Below are 19420 nucleotides of genomic sequence, written 5' to 3' on the forward strand. Positions count from 1 at the left end.
AATGAAAAAAAGCGGTAGGGTGGCAATTTATGTTCTGGTAGTAATTATTTTCTTTCTAACTATTCCAGAGATCGTCGTTCGTGTACTCACTCCGGAGCAGTTTGCACGATTGAGTGATTTCACAAGCTTTGGCGGCTTGTTCAGTCATCTCCTTTCTTTAGTAATTTTCCTTGGCTTAGCTTCAATTCTCCTGGGCGTACTCGCCATTTTGGCAACGAAAAAAATTTACCGGCATTTCACTCGCTACAAAAGCTAATCATAAAACTGACCCACAAGGTGGTCGTCGAGGCGAAGTTAAGCCTGTTGTGCTCTGCATCATACAGTGGGGTCTGGATTGGGAACGGGCTCAGTTAAGAAGGAGGGGGACGATAAAGGGCAGCTGTCAGTAACATAGAAAAAAGCCACTCGCTGGAGTGGCTTAATCATATGATTCTACAGCTTAAATTTGGTGGCCCCTGCTGGACTTGAACCAGCGACCAAGCGATTATGAGTCGCCTGCTCTAACCACTGAGCTAAGGGGCCGTGGCGGTGAATTATAAAGTAACTCCCCGCAGCAATCCAGCCATTCGCACCTGCCTGCTGTTTTTATAAACAACGCATAATCAATCCTTTATACTTCCATAACGATGTATCAGCGGGAGTAAAGATGATCAACGATATTCTGGCCCCTGGCCTGCGGGTGGTGTTCTGCGGAATTAACCCGGGCAAGTCCTCGGCGCACACCGGTTTTCACTTCGCCCATCCGGGGAATCGCTTCTGGAAGGTGATTTACCAGGCCGGGTTTACCGACAGGTTACTCAAGCCCGAAGAGGAACAGCACCTGCTGGATACGCGCTGCGGAATTACCATGCTGGTCGAACGTCCGACTGTACAGGCAAGTGAGGTCAACCTCCATGAGCTGCGAAGCGGCGGGCGTGAGCTGGTGAAGAAAATAGAAGACTATCAGCCGGCCGCGCTGGCGATCCTCGGTAAGCAGGCCTACGAGCAGGCTTTCAGCCAGCGCGGTGCTAAGTGGGGTAAGCAGAACATTACTATCGGTGTAACGCAGGTCTGGGTGCTGCCGAATCCGAGCGGGCTCAACAGGGCGACGCTGGATAAGCTGGTGGAGGCGTACAGGGAGCTTGATGAGGCGCTGATGGTGCGGGGGCTTTAATCCTCTGCTGCCTGATGCTCTCACCCCTGACTTTCTTCCACAGGGAGAGGGAATAAACAAAAAAAAAGCTCCCCGAAGGGAGCTTTTTTACGGTCAGGACAGGTTAGTCGTCCAGGAAGCTACGCAGCACTTCAGAGCGGCTTGGATGACGCAGCTTACGCAGCGCCTTCGCTTCGATCTGACGGATACGTTCGCGGGTAACGTCGAACTGTTTACCCACTTCTTCCAGCGTGTGGTCGGTGTTCATATCGATACCGAAACGCATACGCAGGACTTTCGCTTCACGAGCGGTCAGGCCAGCCAGAACGTCGTGTGTCGCAGCACGCAGGCTCTCGGTGGTGGCAGAGTCCAGCGGCAGCTCGAGGGTGGTATCCTCGATGAAATCACCCAGATGCGAATCTTCATCATCACCGATTGGTGTTTCCATGGAGATTGGCTCTTTGGCGATCTTCAGAACTTTACGGATCTTGTCTTCCGGCATCAGCATGCGCTCGGCCAGCTCTTCCGGCGTCGGCTCGCGGCCCATCTCCTGCAGCATCTGGCGGGAAATACGGTTGAGCTTGTTGATGGTCTCAATCATATGCACCGGAATACGGATGGTGCGCGCCTGATCCGCGATAGAGCGGGTGATAGCCTGACGGATCCACCAGGTTGCATAGGTGGAGAACTTGTAACCACGACGGTATTCAAACTTATCTACCGCTTTCATCAGACCAATGTTGCCTTCCTGAATCAGATCCAGGAACTGCAGGCCACGGTTGGTGTATTTCTTGGCGATAGAGATAACCAGACGCAAGTTCGCTTCAACCATCTCTTTCTTCGCACGGCGAGCTTTCGCTTCACCGATGGACATACGACGGTTGATGTCTTTTACCTGCTCGATGGTCAGGCCGGTCTCTTCTTCAATCTGATGCAGTTTCTGCAGGCCGCGATGCACATCGTCCTTCACGTCGTGCAGTTTTTCAGACCACGGCTTGTTCATCGCGATAGCCGCGTTGAACCAGGTTTCGCTGGTTTCGTTACCGGTGAAGAGGGTGATGAAGTTCTTCTTCGGCATTTTGCACTGCTCAACGCACAGCTTCATGATGATGCGTTCCTGGGTGCGTACGCGATCCATCATCACGCGCATGCTGTTTACCAGGTAGTCGAACTGTTTTGGCACCAGGCGGAACTGTTTGAATACTTCAGACAGCTTCAGGATCTCTTCCTGAGCGGCAGCGTGGCTGCGGCCTTTCGCTTTGATGGTGTCACGCGTCACTTCGTACTGGGTACGCAGCTCGGCAAACTTCTCACGTGCCAGCTCCGGGTCGATGCTGTTGTCATCGTCCGCGGTGTCGTCGTCGCTCTCTTCCTCATCTTCGTCTTCGTCATCATCCATCTCTTCCTGAGACAGTTCAGAACCGACGTGAGTGGCGGTAGGCGCCATATCTTCTTCAGCGTTCGGGTCGACAAAACCGGTGATCAGGTCAGACAGGCGCGCTTCTTCCGCTTCAACGCGATCGTACTGCTCCAGCAGATAGGTGATCGCTTCCGGGTACTCGGCGACAGAGCACTGAACCTGGTTGATCCCGTCTTCGATGCGTTTTGCGATGTCAATTTCGCCTTCGCGGGTCAACAGTTCAACGGTACCCATTTCGCGCATGTACATGCGGACCGGGTCAGTGGTACGCCCGATTTCAGATTCCACGCTGGACAGTACCTGTGCAGCAGCTTCTTCCGCATCTTCGTCAGTGTTGTTGGAGGTTTCAGCCAGCAACAGATCATCGGCATCCGGTGCTTCTTCCATCACCTGAATGCCCATGTCATTGATCATTTGGATGATGTCTTCGATTTGATCTGAATCGACGATATCTTCCGGCAGATGGTCATTGACCTCGGCATAGGTCAGATAGCCTTGCTCCTTACCACGTTGGACAAGAAGTTTCAGCTGTGACTGCGGGTTTTGCTCCATAAGACGGTATCCACACTTAATTCGTTTGATTGGTGTCGGCGATGGGGCTGCCAACCTTTAAAGCGAGGGCGTACTTATATTTTTGCCGCTGCCTCTCAGTGCGGCTGCCGGGGGCTTCCCGATCGATATTCGGCACTTAAGCCGTTAAATACTTTTGCTTTTGACTTATTTCTTCGCCAGTTCCTGGTTAATCATCCAGAGCTCCCGGCGTTCTTCGCTGCTCAAACCGTGTGTGCGCTCGCGAGCTATCAACTCTTCCTGGCGCAGCTCAAGCATCGAATCAAACATATGGTTGAGTGAGTCGGTGAACGTTTTTTCTGCAATGTCCTTATCTGCTATATCGTCCCACATCGACAATTTTTCAAGGGTAGCGGCCTCTTTTGTGCCGCGATAATGCTCTAAAAGTTGTCCGGTGGTCAGACCTGGCTGTGACAAACACGTGTTGACCAGTTCTGAAAATAAGCCAAGTCCGGGCAATTTTTCGTGGTTCAAACCCGCCAGCGACGGCACCTGCGGCGCAAGCTCGGGGTTTTGGACCAGTAACCCTATCAGTATACGCATGGTTGTGCGTTTTAGCTGAGGCGCGGGGCGAACCGTGCCGTTTTCAGCCTGTTTAGGCATTAAACGTTCAAGCTGGCTGTCATCCAGAATGCCGAGCTTGTTGCCTAACTCCTGACGCAGGTAGATGCGCAGCGTTTCGCCGGGCACCTGACTGATTAACGGCAGCGCCAGCGTGCTGAGCTGCGCGCGCCCGTCAGGGGTACTCAAATCGACCTGCGGCATCAGGCTGTTAAACAAAAACGTGGAGAGCGGCTGAGCCTGCTCCATCCGCGCTTCAAACGCCGCTTTGCCCTCTTTACGCACCAGCGTATCCGGGTCTTCACCGTCGGGCAGGAACATAAAGCGTAGCTGACGCCCGTCGGTCATATAGGGTAGCGCGGTTTCCAGCGCACGCCAGGCGGCGTCGCGTCCTGCACGGTCACCGTCGTAACAGCAGATGACGTTATTGGTCACCCTGAACAGCAGTTGAATATGATCGGCGGTGGTGGACGTACCTAACGACGCAACCGCGTAGTTAATGTCGTACTGCGCCAGCGCAACGACGTCCATATAGCCTTCGACGACCAGAAGACGCGGAGGTTCCGCGTTATCCTGCTGCGCCTCATAAAGACCGTAAAGCTGGCGGCCCTTATGGAAAATATCGGTTTCCGGGGAGTTAAGGTATTTCGGCAGGGCATCACCCAGCACGCGACCACCAAAACCAATTACCCGGCCTCGCTTGTCGCGGATCGGAAACATCACCCGTTCGCGGAAGCGGTCGTAGCTTCGTCCCTGGTCGTTGGTGACCAGCATGCCTGCATCGATGAGAGATTTACGATCTTCGCTATTGCCGCCAAAACGCTTTAACACGTTGTCCCAGCCGGGCGGGGCGTAACCAATAGCGAAACGCGCAATGACATCGTCGCTCAGTCCGCGCTTGTTCAGATACTGACGCGCAGGCTCAGCCGCAGAGTGCTTAAGAGACTGTTGGTAAAACGAATTCAGGCCATCCATCAGTTGATACAGCGTTTGCCGTTGATGGCGCTCGATCTGACTTGGCCCACTGCCTGCTTCATACGGCACTTCAAGGTTATGCATTGCCGCCAGCTCTTCGACGGTTTCAACGAACTCGAGCTTGTCGTAGTTCATTAAAAAATCAACGGCATTACCGTGAGCACCACAGCCGAAGCAATGGTAAAACTGCTTTTCACCGTTTACGGTGAAGGAGGGGGTTTTTTCGTTATGGAACGGACAGCACGCATGGTAATTCTTGCCCTGTTTTTTCAGCTTTACCCGCGCGTCGATGAGATCGACGATGTCGGTTCTGGCAAGCAGGTCATTGATGAAAACGCGTGGGATTCTTCCGGCCATATGCCCCAAAAATTTAAGCGACTTATAAACGAAAACAAGCCGCGCATTCCTTCCGGAAGCACGGCCTTACGACTATTACTCTGTCTGTCAATTGAGGGCTGAGGCCCTCAACCAATTAGTACAGACGAGTACGGCGTGCGTTTTCGCGAGCCAGTTTCTTCGCGTGACGTTTCACAGCGGAAGCTTTAGCGCGCTTACGTTCGGTCGTTGGTTTTTCATAAAACTCACGACGACGAACTTCAGCCAGAACACCTGCTTTCTCGCATGAACGTTTGAAGCGACGCAGTGCTACGTCGAACGGCTCGTTTTCACGTACTTTAATTACCGGCATGTAACTCTCACCTTTAATAAATTCGGTTTGCCGCTGGCATCAACGCCAGCTTATTTCAAAATGGTGCGGAATTTTACTGCAAATGCTGCTGCTTTGTAAAGCACCGATGCGATTTTGAAAGGGACTTTAATAAGGGTGAGGAGTATACACGAGCCTTCTTCCAGGGGCGAACAAAGTTTTACATCAACCCGCCCAGGCTCTACACTGCGCGGTATTGAAACGAGGTAAAACAAGTCATGCGTGTACTGGGTATTGAAACATCCTGCGATGAAACCGGCATCGCCATTTACGACGACGAAAAAGGACTTCTGGCCAACCAGCTGTATAGTCAGGTGAAATTGCACGCTGACTACGGCGGCGTCGTACCTGAACTGGCCTCTCGTGACCACGTGCGTAAAACGGTTCCCCTGATTCAGGCGGCGCTGAAAGAGGCCGGGTTGAGCTCAACCGATATTGATGCCGTGGCCTATACCGCAGGCCCGGGCCTGGTCGGTGCGCTGCTGGTTGGCGCAACCGTTGGTCGTTCGCTGGCCTTCGCGTGGGACGTGCCGGCCATCCCGGTTCACCATATGGAAGGGCATCTTCTGGCGCCGATGCTGGAAGAGAATCCGCCTGAATTCCCGTTTGTTGCGCTGCTGGTTTCCGGCGGCCATACGCAGCTGATTAGCGTAACGGGCATTGGCAAGTACGAGCTGCTGGGCGAGTCGATCGACGACGCCGCCGGTGAAGCGTTCGATAAAACCGCCAAGCTGCTGGGTCTGGATTACCCGGGCGGCCCGATGCTGTCAAAAATGGCGTCGCAGGGAACGGAAGGGCGCTTTGTCTTCCCGCGTCCGATGACCGACCGTCCGGGGCTGGACTTCAGCTTCTCCGGGCTGAAAACCTTCGCGGCGAATACGATCCGTAATAACGATGACAGCGAGCAAACCCGCGCCGATATCGCCCGCGCGTTCGAAGATGCGGTAGTGGACACGCTGATGATCAAGTGCAAGCGCGCGCTGGATCAGACCGGGTTTAAGCGTCTGGTGATGGCGGGCGGCGTGAGCGCTAACCGCACGCTTCGCGCGAAGCTCGCCGAGATGATGCAAAAGCGTCGCGGGGAAGTGTTCTATGCCCGTCCGGAATTCTGTACCGATAACGGGGCGATGATCGCCTACGCCGGGATGGTGCGCCTTAATGCGGGGGCAACGTCCGACCTGAGCGTGTCCGTGCGTCCGCGCTGGCCGCTGGCGGAACTGCCGGAGGCGTAATCCCTCACCCTACCCCTCTCCCAAAGGGAGAGGGGATCGTTTGACTACACCCGCAACATCCCTTTCTCTTCCAGAAACGCAATAATCGTCGCAAGACCGTCACCCGCCTTCAGGTTGGTAAAGGTCCATGGGCGCTCGCCGCGCATGCGGTTGGTATCGCGCTCCATCACCTCCAGCGACGCCCCCACGTACGGCGCGAGATCGGTTTTGTTGATGACCAGAAAATCGGATTTGGTGATCCCCGGCCCGCCCTTGCGCGGGATTTTTTCCCCTTCGGCCACGTCAATCACGTAAATGGTCAGATCCGCCAGCTCAGGACTGAACGTCGCGCTGAGGTTGTCACCGCCGCTTTCAACGAAGATCAGGTCCAGATTGCCGAACTTCTCGCTCAACGCTTCCACCGCCGCCAGGTTCATCGAAGCATCTTCCCGGATAGCGGTATGCGGGCAGCCGCCCGTCTCCACGCCCACGATGCGCTCTGGCTCCAGCGCGCCCGCTTCGGTCAGGATGCGCTGATCCTCTTTGGTGTAGATATCGTTGGTGACCACCGCAAGATGATAGGTATCGCGCATCGCCTTGCAGAGCGCTTCCAGCAGCGCGGTTTTGCCCGACCCTACCGGGCCGCCCACGCCCACGCGCAGGGGATGTTTGTAATCAGCCATGTTGACTCCTCAGGAACGGAATAGTCGTGAATATTGGGTTTCGTGGCGCGCCGAGGCGATGGCGGACAGCGGCGTTGCTGCCCCCAGCGCGTCGTCGCTACGTAAAAATGCCTGTTCAAACCCGGCGGCGTAGTGGTCGCTCAGTTCGATAATCAGCTGCTGCGCGGCCTGTTGCCCAAACGGCACCAGCTTGACGCCCGCCATGACCGCGCTCTCCATCCAGCTGTAGCCCAGACTCAGCGCCAGTTCGTGCGCGCTAATGCCCCAGCGAACGCCGAGCCACGCCATGCCGCAGAGCTGGCTTTGCATAAACAGCGGCAGCCATTCGGGCGGACAGTCAGGTTCCCAGCTCTTAATCAGCCGCGTAAAGGCCGCCCCGCGGTTGCGCTCTTCTTCTCGTAGCTCGCGCGTTTCCCGACATGCGAGCAGGTATGCCGTCCAGCGTTTTGCATTTGTAAGAGAGCGTTGCTCACAGGCCTGATAAATACGGATAAACAGCGGCAGGTCGACGCAGAAAAAGCTCTGCTCCATCTGCTGGATTTGCCAGCGTTTAAAGGCGTTGGCGTCCGTGACCCAGCCCGCCTCAACGGCCCACTCCAGCCCCTGTGACCAGGTAAACGACCCGACCGGCAGGCTGCTGCTGGAGAGCTGCATCAGGCGCAGCAACTGGCGGGAATGATCCATCAGCTCATCAGTGCCAGCAGGGCGGAGACGATCAGCCCGCCGCCGAAGGTTTTACGCAGGCCGTCGTGACGGCGCAGCAGCAGCCCTGCGGCAAAGCTGGCGCACAGCACCGTGGCGCTGGCGAGCATAAAGCCGCTGGTGAAGAGCCAGAAGCTGTGGCCGGACATCTCCACGCCGTGCGCCCAGCCGTGGAACATCGCCAGGGCAGGCACTGCCAGCAGCAAGCGATTTTCAGTTTTAAACATCATCACGCCGCAGACCGCCAGCGAGGCGATAATCAGCATCTCCATGCCGCTGAAGCCGCCGAGCAGGCTGCCCGCAATAGCGCCAACGAGCATCATGCCGAGGGTGGCAAACGGCAGCAGGAGCTTGCGGCCGCTCAGTGCCGAGAGCACGCCTGCACCCGCCAGCATCAGCAGGTGATCGAGTCCGGTCAGCGGATGGAGAAAACCGGCCTGGAAGCTGTCGGCGCCGTGGCCGGGATGCGCGAGCGCGGGAACGGAAAAAGCCAGCAGTAACAGAGGGAGTAACTTGCGCATGATTAATCCTTAATGTGAATGAGCGTGAGAATGGCCGTGGCTGTGGGCACCGCTGGTGTAAGCGCCCGCTTCCGGTTCAAACGGCAGGCTGGCGTAGGTCACGTCCAGCCCGAACTGGCGCAGCATGTCGTCGAGAACGTGATCGTGGTGATAGCGCAGCTCGCCGGGCATAACCTGCAGCGGCACGTGGCGGTTGCCCAGGTGGTAGCAGGCGCGGGCGAGCAGGAACGGATCGGCACAGCGCACCACGGAGACCGACTCCGGAGCGGCGATCACTTCGATGACTTCGCTACCGTCGTCGGTGGTCAGCAGGTCGCCCCCGCGCAGCAGCAGGCCGCGCGGCAGCATCAACCCGGCTTCACGACCGTCGTTAAGCGCCACGCGGGCGCGGCTTTTCACCCGCACGTCAATCGGCAGCGTGACGCTGGCGGTAGTCGGGTGCGCGTGGTCCAGACGTTGGGTCAAATAAATCATCATCACTCCTTAAAACAGGAAATAGCGTTGCGCCATCGGCAGAACGTCAGCCGGTTCGCTGGTAATCAGTTCGCCGTCGACGCGCACCTCGTAGGTTTGCGAGTCGACAGTGATATTGGGCTGCAGGCCGTTGTGGATCATGTCGGCCTTTTTCACCGTCCGGCAGCCTTTTACCACCGCCGTGGCGCTCTGCAGGCTGAGCTGCTGCGGGATGCCGTTCTCACTGGCGGCCTGCGAGATAAACGTCAGCCGGGTGGCGTGGCGCGCGGCGCCCAACGCGCCAAACATCGGGCGGTAATGCACCGGCTGCGGCGTGGGGATCGAGGCGTTGATATCGCCCATCGGCGCGCAGGCGATCATCCCGCCCTTGACGATGGCGGCGGGTTTGACGCCGAAGAACGCCGGGGACCAGACCACCAGATCCGCCAGCTTGCCCGCCTCAATCGAACCGACCTCATGGGCGATACCGTGGGTCAGCGCCGGGTTTATGGTGTATTTGGCGACGTAGCGCTTCACGCGGAAGTTGTCGTTATCTCCAGTCTCTTCCGGCAGCGCGCCGCGCTGGACCTTCATGCGGTGCGCGACCTGCCAGGTGCGGATAATCACTTCCCCGACGCGGCCCATGGCCTGCGAGTCTGACGAGGTTAGCGAGAACGCGCCGATATCGTGCAGGACATCTTCGGCTGCGATGGTCTCCCGGCGAATGCGGGATTCGGCAAACGCTACGTCCTCGGCGATATCCGGATCGAGGTGATGGCAAACCATCAGCATGTCGAGATGCTCGTCGATGGTATTCACCGTGTAGGGCAGGGTCGGGTTGGTGGAGGAGGGCAGAATATTCGGGTGCGCGCAGGCGGTGATGATATCCGGTGCGTGGCCGCCGCCTGCGCCTTCGGTATGGAAAGTGTGGATGGTGCGCCCTGCGATGGCTGCCAGCGTGTCTTCGACAAACCCGGACTCGTTCAGCGTGTCGCTGTGCAGCGCCACCTGAATATCCATCTCTTCGGCCACCTCCAGCGAGCAGTTGATCGCCGCAGGCGTCGCGCCCCAGTCTTCGTGGATCTTCAGCCCGATAGCGCCGGCGGCAATCTGCTCGCGCAGGGCGTCCGGGTTGGAGCCGTTACCTTTACCGAGCAGGCCGATATTCACCGGCAGCGTATCGGCTGCCTGCAGCATGCGGGCGATATACCACGGCCCCGGCGTGCAGGTGGTGGCGTTGGTTCCCGCCGCGGGGCCGGTGCCGCCGCCGATCATGGTCGTGACGCCGGAGACCAGCGCCTCTTCCGCCTGCTGCGGGCAGATCCAGTGGATGTGGGTGTCGATTCCGCCCGCGGTGACGATCTTCCCCTCGGCGGCAATCACTTCCGTTGCCGCGCCAATCGGGATCGTCACGCCGGGCTGAATGTCCGGATTACCGGCTTTGCCGACGGCGAAGATCCGCCCGTTCTTTACGCCGATATCGGCTTTTACGATCCCCCAGTGATCGACGATCAGCGCGTTGGTGAGAACCAGATCCACGCAGTCGTCTACGGTCATCTGCCCCTGACCCATGCCGTCGCGGATCACCTTTCCGCCGCCGAATTTGACCTCTTCGCCGTAGACCGTGAGATCGTCTTCCACTTCGATCCACAGCTCGCTGTCGGCCAGCCGCACTTTATCGCCGGTGGTGGGGCCGAACATATCGGCATAGGCCCGGCGTGAAATCTCAGCCATGTTTCACCTCGCCCATCACCTCGCCGCGAAAGCCGAAAATGCGCTGCGCGCCCGTGACCTGAACCAGCGTCACCTCACGCTTCTGGCCGGGCTCGAAGCGCACGGCGGTGCCCGCCGGGATATTCAGCCGGAAGCCTTTGGTGGCTTCCCGCTCGAACTTCAGGGCCGGGTTGACCTCGTAAAAGTGGTAATGCGATCCGACCTGGATCGGCCTGTCGCCGTGATTTTCGACAACCACGCTTTGGATTTCACGCCCGACGTTGATCGCAATCGTTCCGGGCTGGATCTGGTATTCACCTGGGATCATCGCGCGCTCCTTAGACGATCGGGTTATGGACGGTGACGAGCTTCGATCCGTCCGGGAAGGTGGCTTCGACCTGAATATCCGGGATCATTTCCGGCACGCCTTCCATTACCTGATCGCGCGTCAGGACGTGGCGGCCCGCCTCCATCAGCGAGGCGACGGTTTCGCCATCGCGCGCGCCCTCCATGATGAAGGCGCTGATCAGCGCGACCGATTCCGGGTAATTAAGCTTTACCCCACGCGCAAGGCGGCGTTCGGCAACCAGCGCGGCGGTGAACAGCAACAGCTTGTCTTTTTCTCTGGGGGTCAGTTCCATAACGTTTCTCTTATGTCTGCCAGATACGCGGCGAACAGGCGGTTTTGGTGGTGAGAAGCGGGCGAAGCGACTGCCAGACGTCACGCATCACCCGCTGGCAAATCAGGTTGTCATCGGAGAGAAAACGCACCGAAAGCAGATCGTCGGTGAGCGTTGCCCCCGCAAACTTTTCCAGCGGCGCGAGCCGTTCGCGTACCGTGTCGAGATGTTCTTCATTGGCCGGATAGAACAGCAGCGTGCCGAGCCATGGATATCCGGCGACGGGAGTGAGATCGCCGTCGGCAAGGTGCTGACGCTCAATCAGGCGCGGTTCATCCTCAACCCAGACTTCAAGGCGGCTCTCCAGCGTGCCGTGGCTGAAGGTCTCATTGATCACCGGGCGCCCCAGGCAGTACAGCTCCCACGCCAGCAGCGTGCTGGAGGTCTTCAGGTGGAAGACGGAGCGCAGCGCGGCGTTCGCACCCGGGAAGATAATAGTGTCCTGCGGTAGCCACTCCAGCGTGGATTCATCACCGAGATAAAAGTGCTGATTCAGGCGAGCCTGCGGGCCGCTGCTGCGATAGAACTTGCTGGCGCCGGGCATCGTGATAAGCACATGGCTTTTGGCGTCCAGCCGAACGGAAATGTCCAGCGTATCGCCGCCCACAATTCCGCCGGGCGGGTGCAGCAGATAAAGGTGGCAGGTTTCCCCTTCGGGATAAAATGGACGCTGAACGGTAAGCGGCCCGACGTGATGAGCGGAGTGCAGGAGGGTTTTCTCAGGGGTGTGACAAAACTGCAGGGCAAGCGACGCCTGCCAGCCTTTGTACGAATTATCAGTGACCTGAGCTGCTAACATGCTGCATCCATCTGCTCATCATCGGGGTCGTTTCAGTATGCCCTGGCAGAAATGAAGGCTGTCATATGAGTCGCTTATGGATGGCGGTTAAGACGAAACAAAAAAGCACGCCCCGGGGGCGTGCTGTCTGACAAACATCGCGATGCCGTTATTTCAGGTGCTCATGCAGCGCTGCGCCTGCCTGCTCCAGGGCAACTTTAACCGTTGGCTCCTGGCTCAGCGGGTTAAGCAGGCCGTAATCGTGGATCATGCCGTTATAGCGCGTGACGGTCACCGGGACCCCAGCTGCATCCAGCTTACGCCCGAATGCTTCACCTTCATCCCGCAGAACGTCCAGCTCAGCTGTCTGAATCAGCGTCTCGGGGAAACCTTTCAACTGCGCTGCGCTGGCGCGAAGCGGAGAGGCCAGGATATTGTTGCGGTCGGCAGCGCTGGTGGTGTAGTTATCCCAGAACCATTTCATCATGTTTTTCGACAGGAAATAGCCGTTCTCAAACTGGTTATACGAGGCAGTATCAAAATTCGCATCGGTCACAGGCCAGAGCATCACGTTGTAGCGAATTTTGGGCCCATTGAACTGTTTTGCCTGCAGCGCAACGGAAGCCACCATATTGCCGCCCACGCTGTTACCGACCAGACCCAGACGGCTACCGTCCACGCCAATTTCCTGACCGTTTTCGGCTACCCATTTTGTCGCTTCATAGGCCTGATTGATGGCCACCGGGAAATGGGCCTCAGGTGACGGCGTGTAATCAACGTAAACCGCTGCGGCGCCTGATGCGCGAACCAGATCGCGGATTAAGCGTTCATGGGTTGGGTAATCGCCCAGCACCCAACCGCCGCCGTGGAAGAACATAAATGCCGGGAGAGTGCCGGTCGCGTTTTCAGGTTTCACTATTTTCAGTTTGATCGCCTGACCATTTACCTGGATCGTTTTTTCTGAAACCTGAGCGGGCGGCAGTTTTGCGCCTTGCTGCGCGCCGATCAGTACCTGGCGGGCCTCCTGCGGGGTCATCTGTTCCATTGGCTTACCCTTGCCGGAATTCAGAATATTAAGAAATGCCTGTACGCCTGCGGTCGGAGCTGGGGTATTGGTGGTTTGAGCGGATGCCGCAGCTGACGCGAAGACGGAAGAAACCAGGATGGCGGTTAGTGTTTTCATGGTGGTACCTCTTTAAGCGCATTTGATCGGATGAGATAACTAAATAGTGTGCTACTTAGTTGCTGGTATAATACTTGCGCGCAAGATACTTTTAGTCAAACATTATTTATAATTTTTTTTAGGCAACAGATTCGGAGTTGATAGAAAAATGAAAGAAAACAAAACGCTAGATGATTTACTTTGCTTCTCGCTGTACTCGGTCACCAATGCGTTTGTTCGCCAGTATCGTCCCCTACTACAAGAGATGGATTTGACCTACCCGCAATTCGTTGTTTTGATGGCGCTTTATGAGAAAGACAACATTCCACTTCGCGATCTCAGCGATAAGACGTTTTTTGATTCGGGCACATTGACGCCGCTTGTACAAAAGCTTGAGGCAAAAGGATTCCTCAACCGTATCGCGGTTGTGGGGGATGAAAGGATGAAAAATGTCGTACTGACCGATAAGGCGAATGAACTGAAAAAACGGGTGATGGCATTGCCGGACCAGATTCGCTGCAGCATGCGGATGAACGATGAAGAGCTTGATATGCTAAAAAAACTCTCCCGAACGCTGCTGGACGATTTGTAAGAACCCTTCGGTGGGGGAGAACCCACCGAAGCGATGTGTCGTTACCGATAGTCCTCCGCATCCACATCATACCCGGACGGCTCCCAGCGGATCGCCAGCAGCGATGCCAGGCCGATAAACGGCGCCAGCGCAATCGCCCAGAACACGGCGGTGTCGAGCGACGCCACCAGCAGCGGGAACAGGAACAGCGACAGCGTAGAACTACTGCGCATCAGCGTCTGGTTGAGACCCACGCCCACGCCGCGCAGCGAGGTCGGGTAGCTCAGCGAGGCGAACGTCATGGTATGCGCGCCCGGGCCAAAGCCCTGACCGAAAAGGAATAGCGCCAGCATCGCCACGGCAAGTACGCCTTCAGAGGCACCTTCCGGTCGGCCAATCAGCGCCAGGCCAAGCAATGCGACAAGCTGGCAGGCATAACCCGCAAGCGACATCCGCCAGGCGCCGAAGCGCGGCACATAGCGTACCGCCAGCAGTCCGCCGACGAAGGCAAACAGCAGGTTAAGCGCCAGAGAAATGAGAATGGTGGTGAGCATCGACTGGACAAAGAAGCTGGAGATGATCACCGGCAGACCAAACGCCACGGCGTTGTAGGCGAACGAGGAGACGACGGACAGCAGCGTGGCGAGCGTCGTGCGGCGTAAGTAGACGCCGCGAAACAGGTTCAGATAGTTTGACCATTTCGCTTTATTCACGACGGGTGCAGGCTGGCCGAGCGCATCCTGCGGGACGTGGGCGTTAATATTGTACGACTGCCGCAAAATCGACGCCGCCTCCTTCAGATTGCCCTGATTCGCCGCCCATACCGGCGATTCGCTCATATAGCGGCTGCGGATGGCGATAATCACCAGCGCTGGCACTGCACCAAAGCCGAGAATTAAACGCCACAGCCAGTCGCTGTGGCTTTCCGGCAGCACGGCGTAGAAGAACAGCACCAGCAGGTAGGAGACGCTGATGGCGGCATACCAGGTGGGGCACCACATCGCGACGCTGGAGGCTTTGTTTCCCGGACCTTTCAGCCTGGCGAACTCGCTTAAAAACGCCATCGCCACGGGAAGGTCGATCCCGACCCCAAGCCCCATCACAAAGCGGGCACCCGCCAGCACATATTCGTTCGGGGCCAGCGCACAGGCGATGGCGGCCACCACGAAGAACACCATATCAGCCATAAAAACGCGGTAGCGCCCGATTTTATCCGTGAGGTAACCGCCGAGCAGCGCCCCGACAATCGCGCCAAAGGTAATTGCCGAGGCCACCATACCGGTCCCGGCGGGCGTCAGGTTAAATTCGCGGGTGATATCTTTTATGCCGAAGGCCAGCGCGCCCAGATCGTAAGCATCGAGGAAAATCCCGCCCAGCGCGATACCGACCACGATGCGGGCATTGGCCCGGCCCTGTGAGCCGTCATTAACGAGGCGTGATACATCCGAAGCGCTGCGCACCCACTGGATGTCGCCATCGGGGTGTTTTTCTGCCGTTGAAAGGGGAGTTGTTTCTGTGATTTCAGCCATTTTCTTCTAATGTGGTTGTGTTGTGTCATTAACAGTTACCACAGGCAGAAGGTGACCAAAATCACATTTGGCTATAAGGCATAACTAACCCTTACGGCGCGTCTTTTTTCTTCCTCTTGAGCTTCGTCCAGATTTTGGTCTCCTGACGACGCCACAGGCGCTGAATATTATCGTGATGACGCAGCAGGATAAGGCAGGAGAGCATCGACACCGGGAAGGTGAACTGAGGTTTAAACCACCATACGTAGAACGGGGCGATCAGCGCGCTGACGATGGCGCCCAGCGAGGAATAGCCGCTCAGCAGAATGGTCAGTAGCCAGGTCCCGGCCATCACGCCGGTTAGGTCCCAGCCGATAGGCGCAATGGCACCAAAGGCGGTCGCCACGCCTTTGCCACCTTTAAAACCGAAGAATACGGGCCAGATGTGGCCGACACAGGCCGCAATAGCAATAAGCCCCAGCCAGAACGGCGTGACGCCCAGCGCATACGCGCCCCAGACGGGCAGCATCCCTTTCAGAACATCAAAAATCAAAACCGCTACGGCTGCTCCCTTGCCACCAATTCGTAGTACGTTGGTCGCCCCCGGATTCCCGGAACCATTTTCACGCGGGTCGGGTAACCCGGCAATGCGGCAGACCAGAATGGCGCTGGAGATTGAGCCGCAAAGATAGGCGAGGAGGATCATTCCAGGCGCGATTGCACTCATAACGCTGTTCCGTTTTGAAAATGTATCTGTATTCTCAGCATCTGTGGATAATACGCATAATTCGCCGGAAGTGGTATCCGGTTTAGCCAAAAAGCAGGCAGGTCGTGATGGATATTGTATTTATAGAGCAACTTTCGGTAATCACCACAATTGGTGTTTACGACTGGGAACAGACCATCGAGCAGAAGCTGGTGTTCGATATCGAAATGGGATGGGATAACCGCAAATCGGCAAAAAGCGATGACGTGAACGACTGTCTCAGCTATGCCGACATCAGTGAAACGGTCATTGCCCACGTTGAAGGGCAACGTTTTGCGCTGGTCGAACGGGTGGCTGAAGAAGTCGCAGAATTGCTGCTGAAAAAATTCAACTCACCGTGGGTACGCATCAAGCTGAGCAAGCCGGGCGCGGTGGCGCGAGCCGCCAACGTTGGCGTCATCATTGAGCGTGGCACAAATCTGAAAGGCAAGAATTAACGTCATAATTGCTAAACCAATTTAGGTTATACCGGTCTTAAAGCTGTATCTTTCACGGTAGCCGTTGGGGCGACCGTTTTTTTATATCTTTTTAGGGGTTTATAGATGAGCGATATGCACTCGCTGCTGGTGGCGGCAATACTGGGTGTGGTCGAAGGATTGACGGAGTTTTTACCGGTTTCCAGTACCGGCCATATGATTATCGTTGGCCATCTGCTGGGCTTTGAAGGCGATACCGCCAAAACGTTTGAAGTGGTTATCCAGCTGGGTTCGATTCTGGCGGTGGTGGTGATGTTCTGGCGCCGTCTGTTTGGCCTGATCGGTATCCATTTTGGCCGTCCGCCGCAGCACGAAGGGATGAGTAAAGGTCGCCTGTCGCTGATCCATATTTTGCTCGGGATGATCCCGGCGGTGGTGCTGGGTCTGGTTTTCCACGACGCCATCAAATCGCTGTTTAACCCGATTAACGTGATGTACGCGCTGGTGGTGGGCGGCTTCCTGCTGATCGCCGCGGAAGTGCTGAAGCCAAAAACGCCGCGCGCGGAAGGGCTGGACGATATGACGTATCGTCAGGCGTTTATCATTGGCTGCTTCCAGTGTCTGGCGCTGTGGCCGGGCTTCTCGCGTTCAGGCGCAACCATCTCCGGCGGGATGCTGATGGGCGTAAGCCGTTACGCCGCGTCAGAGTTCTCGTTCCTGCTGGCGGTGCCGATGATGATGGGTGCCACCGCGCTTGACCTCTATAAAAGCATCGGTTTCCTCACTACGGGCGACATTCCGATGTTTGCCGTTGGCTTCATCACCGCGTTTATCGTGGCGCTGATTGCCATCAAAACCTTCCTGCAGCTGATTAAGCGTATCTCGTTCATTCCGTTCGCGATCTATCGCTTTATCGTTGCCGCTGCGGTGTACGTGGTCTTCTTCTGACCGATAGCCCTCAGTCTTTTGGCTGAGGGCAGTGTTTTTCCTTCCAGTCAGACACCGCCTGAATTCGCCGTTTCGTGAGTTCTTCGCGAATTTCCGGACCTTTGAATCCCGCCTCGACAACGTCCTTCGTCGGCACCGCTTTCGCTACCTCCCAGGCTTTTCGCAGTAAACGCCCCTGCGGATAGTCGCACGCCTCAAACCCGGTACGCCCGCGCACGTCAGCTTCGCTGGTCAGCGCGATTTGCTCCACGCGCTGCGGTTTACGCCAGGCGTCGATGTTATCGAACAGCTTAACGATGGTGGCCGGTTTCAGGATCGGGAAGGTGTGGATCAGGTCGTGAAATTCAGCGACCAGTTTCGCCAGATCGCGGATTTCGTTCGGCACGCGCAGGCGCTGGCACAGCCCTTCGACAAGCTTCACCCCTGCTGGACCGTGCCCGTGATGCCGAGGCCAAAGCTCTTTTGGCGTTAAGCCTTTGCCGAGATCGTGGCACAGGGTGGAAAAGCGCACGTCCACGTCAGGGCTGAGCATGGCCGCCATGCTCAGGGTCATCAGCGTGTGTACGCCGGTATCAATTTCCGGGTGCCATTTCGCCGGAGCAGGCACGCCAAACAGCGCGTCTATTTCCGGGAACAGCACCTTCAGCGCGCCGCAGTCGCGAAGGACCTGGAAAAAGACCTGCGGGTTGCGCGTTGTGAGAGCATTTTCCGTTTCTTTCCAGACGCGCTCTGGCGTCAGGTGTTCAAGCTCGCCCGCCTCGGTCATGGCGGTCATCAGCGCCATGGTTTCATCGGCAATACGGAAGCTGAGATGGGCGTAGCGTGCGGCAAAGCGCGCCACGCGCAGGACGCGGAGCGGATCTTCAGAAAACGCCGGGGAGACGTGACGTAAAAGACGGTTGCGCAGATCGTCCTGGCCGCCATAAGCGTCAACGATCTGGCCGTTCTCGTCCTGCGCCAGCGCGTTGATGGTGAGATCGCGGCGCAGAAGATCTTCCTCCAGCGTGACGTCCGGCGCGGCATAGCAGGTAAAGCCCGTGTAGCCCGAACCCGATTTCCGCTCGGTACGCGCCAGTGCATATTCTTCACGACTTTTCGGGTGGAGGAATACGGGAAAATCGCGGCCTACCTGCTGGTAGCCCGCGTCGAGCATCTCTTCCGGGGTGGCGCCAACCACCACCCAGTCTTTATCTTTGACCGGCAGACCTAACAACGCATCACGTACCGCACCACCGACCAGATAACTTTTCACGCCCAACTCTCCCGTTTTCTCTTTTCCAGAATGATACGTAAGTCTGGCAGAGAAGACGAATTAGTTCATCCAGCGGTCTTTACGCTTACGGCTTGGGATCAGGTGCGGCAGAACCAGGCCCAGCACCAGACCGACGCCCAGCACGCCGCCGCCATACATAAACCACTGCATGATGATGGTGCGCTGTTTATCGTCGAGCTGCAGATTGGCGGCATTCACTTTCTTCTGCGCGACAATCAGCTCGTTTTTCAGTTTCTGGTTCTCTTCTTTCAGACCGTTAATCACACCGTCGCTTTGCGCTACTTTCTGCTGCATTTCAGCGGTGCGCTGGTTCCAGGTGCCGTCGATGTTGTTCAGCTTGTCGGTCAGGGTCTTTACCTGGTTTTCCAGATCGGGAACGCGCGTGCGCAGGCTTGGCACGGTGCTGAGCTCTTTCAGCGGGATCCAGGAAGTACGACCGGTACTGTCGCGAACCTGACCGTAATTGGTGTCCGCGTTGGTCTGTAACAGGGTGACTTCCTCGCCGGCATTCACCGTGCCCACGAGGCGGTAATTATCTCCGGGGCCACTGCGTACCCAGGTGTTCAGTTCGTCAGAAACGTAACGCTTTTCTTCAGCGTGCACTGCGGTTGCGGCGCTAAAAGCGAGTAAAGTAAGTCCAATCAGGCGTAATTTAAGCATCATTAGTCGTT

The 19420-nt window shown here is 56.9% G+C and carries 22 protein-coding genes and 1 tRNA gene; 6 read left to right on the top strand and 17 right to left on the bottom strand.

From position 1 onward, the window contains the following. The first annotated feature begins 1 nt into the window (after window position 1). A complete protein-coding gene (locus F0319_RS19755; RefSeq protein ID WP_149367604.1) occupies window positions 2-256 on the top strand; it encodes a hypothetical protein in 255 nt (84 codons plus the stop codon). A gap of 190 nt (window positions 257-446) precedes the next feature. On the opposite strand, the gene F0319_RS19760 is transcribed toward F0319_RS19755, so the two are convergent. Next, window positions 447-522 (bottom strand) — tRNA-Ile (locus F0319_RS19760). A 124-nt stretch (window positions 523-646) separates the two neighbouring features. Between F0319_RS19760 and mug the strand changes: the two genes are divergently transcribed. Continuing rightward, window positions 647-1153, top strand: a complete 507-nt coding sequence (gene mug, locus F0319_RS19765) for a G/U mismatch-specific DNA glycosylase (protein WP_006812011.1) — start codon at window positions 647-649, stop codon at window positions 1151-1153. Window positions 1154-1256: 103 nt separating this feature from the next. Here mug and rpoD read toward each other — a convergent pair whose 3' ends face one another. The 3 genes from rpoD to rpsU form a co-directional block, all read right to left on the bottom strand. Further along, a complete protein-coding gene (gene rpoD / locus F0319_RS19770) occupies window positions 1257-3104 on the bottom strand; it encodes an RNA polymerase sigma factor RpoD (RefSeq protein ID WP_023309228.1) in 1848 nt (615 codons plus the stop codon). Between the two features lie 165 nt (window positions 3105-3269). Then, complete coding sequence (dnaG, locus tag F0319_RS19775) at window positions 3270-5015, bottom strand: DNA primase (protein WP_003862574.1); 1746 nt, start codon at window positions 5013-5015, stop codon at window positions 3270-3272. 115 nt (window positions 5016-5130) lie between these two features. Further along, window positions 5131-5346 carry a 30S ribosomal protein S21 gene (gene rpsU / locus F0319_RS19780; protein WP_001144069.1) on the bottom strand — a complete coding sequence of 72 codons (216 nt, stop codon included), beginning with the start codon at window positions 5344-5346 and terminating at the stop codon, window positions 5131-5133. A 236-nt stretch (window positions 5347-5582) separates the two neighbouring features. On the opposite strand from rpsU, the gene tsaD reads away from it, so the two are divergent. Continuing rightward, on the top strand, window positions 5583-6596 hold the full coding sequence (gene tsaD, locus F0319_RS19785) for a tRNA (adenosine(37)-N6)-threonylcarbamoyltransferase complex transferase subunit TsaD (protein WP_024906472.1): 1014 nt from the start codon (window positions 5583-5585) through the stop codon (window positions 6594-6596). A 44-nt stretch (window positions 6597-6640) separates the two neighbouring features. Here tsaD and ureG read toward each other — a convergent pair whose 3' ends face one another. The 9 genes from ureG to F0319_RS19830 form a co-directional block, all read right to left on the bottom strand. Beyond that, a complete protein-coding gene (gene ureG, locus F0319_RS19790) occupies window positions 6641-7258 on the bottom strand; it encodes an urease accessory protein UreG (RefSeq protein WP_014071813.1) in 618 nt (205 codons plus the stop codon). A 9-nt stretch (window positions 7259-7267) separates the two neighbouring features. Next, entirely contained in the window at window positions 7268-7942 is a 675-nt protein-coding gene (locus tag F0319_RS19795; protein ID WP_149367605.1) for an urease accessory protein UreF, read from the bottom strand. Further along, window positions 7942-8481: a HupE/UreJ family protein gene (locus tag F0319_RS19800; protein ID WP_111963303.1), complete on the bottom strand. Its 540-nt coding sequence runs from the start codon at window positions 8479-8481 to the stop codon at window positions 7942-7944. Before F0319_RS19800 ends, F0319_RS19795 begins: the two co-directional genes overlap by 1 nt. A gap of 9 nt (window positions 8482-8490) precedes the next feature. Then, window positions 8491-8955, bottom strand: coding sequence for an urease accessory protein UreE (gene ureE / locus F0319_RS19805; protein ID WP_111963302.1), 465 nt, complete (start codon window positions 8953-8955; stop codon window positions 8491-8493). Window positions 8956-8964: 9 nt separating this feature from the next. Further along, window positions 8965-10668 (bottom strand): urease subunit alpha, encoded by a 1704-nt coding sequence (gene ureC, locus F0319_RS19810; RefSeq protein ID WP_149367606.1) that lies wholly within the window; start codon window positions 10666-10668, stop codon window positions 8965-8967. Then, window positions 10661-10975, bottom strand: a complete 315-nt coding sequence (locus F0319_RS19815) for an urease subunit beta (RefSeq protein WP_149367607.1) — start codon at window positions 10973-10975, stop codon at window positions 10661-10663. Before F0319_RS19815 ends, ureC begins: the two co-directional genes overlap by 8 nt. Before the next feature lie 10 nt (window positions 10976-10985). Continuing rightward, window positions 10986-11288 (bottom strand): urease subunit gamma, encoded by a 303-nt coding sequence (locus F0319_RS19820; RefSeq protein ID WP_003862556.1) that lies wholly within the window; start codon window positions 11286-11288, stop codon window positions 10986-10988. A 10-nt stretch (window positions 11289-11298) separates the two neighbouring features. Next, window positions 11299-12126 (bottom strand): urease accessory protein UreD, encoded by an 828-nt coding sequence (locus F0319_RS19825; protein ID WP_149367608.1) that lies wholly within the window; start codon window positions 12124-12126, stop codon window positions 11299-11301. 148 nt (window positions 12127-12274) lie between these two features. Beyond that, window positions 12275-13288 (bottom strand): alpha/beta hydrolase, encoded by a 1014-nt coding sequence (locus F0319_RS19830; RefSeq protein ID WP_149367609.1) that lies wholly within the window; start codon window positions 13286-13288, stop codon window positions 12275-12277. 148 nt (window positions 13289-13436) lie between these two features. Between F0319_RS19830 and F0319_RS19835 the strand changes: the two genes are divergently transcribed. Continuing rightward, window positions 13437-13859, top strand: coding sequence for a MarR family winged helix-turn-helix transcriptional regulator (locus F0319_RS19835; protein WP_149367610.1), 423 nt, complete (start codon window positions 13437-13439; stop codon window positions 13857-13859). Window positions 13860-13900: 41 nt separating this feature from the next. On the opposite strand, the gene F0319_RS19840 is transcribed toward F0319_RS19835, so the two are convergent. Next, the gene (locus F0319_RS19840) at window positions 13901-15367 is read right to left on the bottom strand and encodes an MFS transporter (RefSeq protein WP_149367611.1); all 1467 of its coding nucleotides are present in this window, start codon (window positions 15365-15367) and stop codon (window positions 13901-13903) included. 91 nt (window positions 15368-15458) lie between these two features. Further along, window positions 15459-16073, bottom strand: a complete 615-nt coding sequence (gene plsY, locus F0319_RS19845) for a glycerol-3-phosphate 1-O-acyltransferase PlsY (RefSeq protein WP_111963295.1) — start codon at window positions 16071-16073, stop codon at window positions 15459-15461. A gap of 107 nt (window positions 16074-16180) precedes the next feature. Between plsY and folB the strand changes: the two genes are divergently transcribed. Both folB and bacA read left to right on the top strand, forming a co-directional pair. Continuing rightward, window positions 16181-16549, top strand: a complete 369-nt coding sequence (gene folB / locus F0319_RS19850; protein ID WP_023333447.1) for a bifunctional dihydroneopterin aldolase/7,8-dihydroneopterin epimerase — start codon at window positions 16181-16183, stop codon at window positions 16547-16549. 105 nt (window positions 16550-16654) lie between these two features. Then, complete coding sequence (bacA, locus tag F0319_RS19855; protein ID WP_008502957.1) at window positions 16655-17476, top strand: undecaprenyl-diphosphate phosphatase; 822 nt, start codon at window positions 16655-16657, stop codon at window positions 17474-17476. Window positions 17477-17486: 10 nt separating this feature from the next. Here bacA and F0319_RS19860 read toward each other — a convergent pair whose 3' ends face one another. Together F0319_RS19860 and F0319_RS19865 are read right to left on the bottom strand one after the other, a co-directional pair. Further along, window positions 17487-18728: a multifunctional CCA addition/repair protein gene (locus F0319_RS19860; RefSeq protein ID WP_149367612.1), complete on the bottom strand. Its 1242-nt coding sequence runs from the start codon at window positions 18726-18728 to the stop codon at window positions 17487-17489. A gap of 60 nt (window positions 18729-18788) precedes the next feature. Beyond that, complete coding sequence (locus tag F0319_RS19865; RefSeq protein ID WP_024906484.1) at window positions 18789-19409, bottom strand: TIGR04211 family SH3 domain-containing protein; 621 nt, start codon at window positions 19407-19409, stop codon at window positions 18789-18791. Window positions 19410-19420 lie beyond the last annotated feature (11 nt).

The organism is Enterobacter vonholyi, assembly GCF_008364555.1.
In the GTDB taxonomy this organism is placed as follows: domain Bacteria; phylum Pseudomonadota; class Gammaproteobacteria; order Enterobacterales; family Enterobacteriaceae; genus Enterobacter; species Enterobacter vonholyi.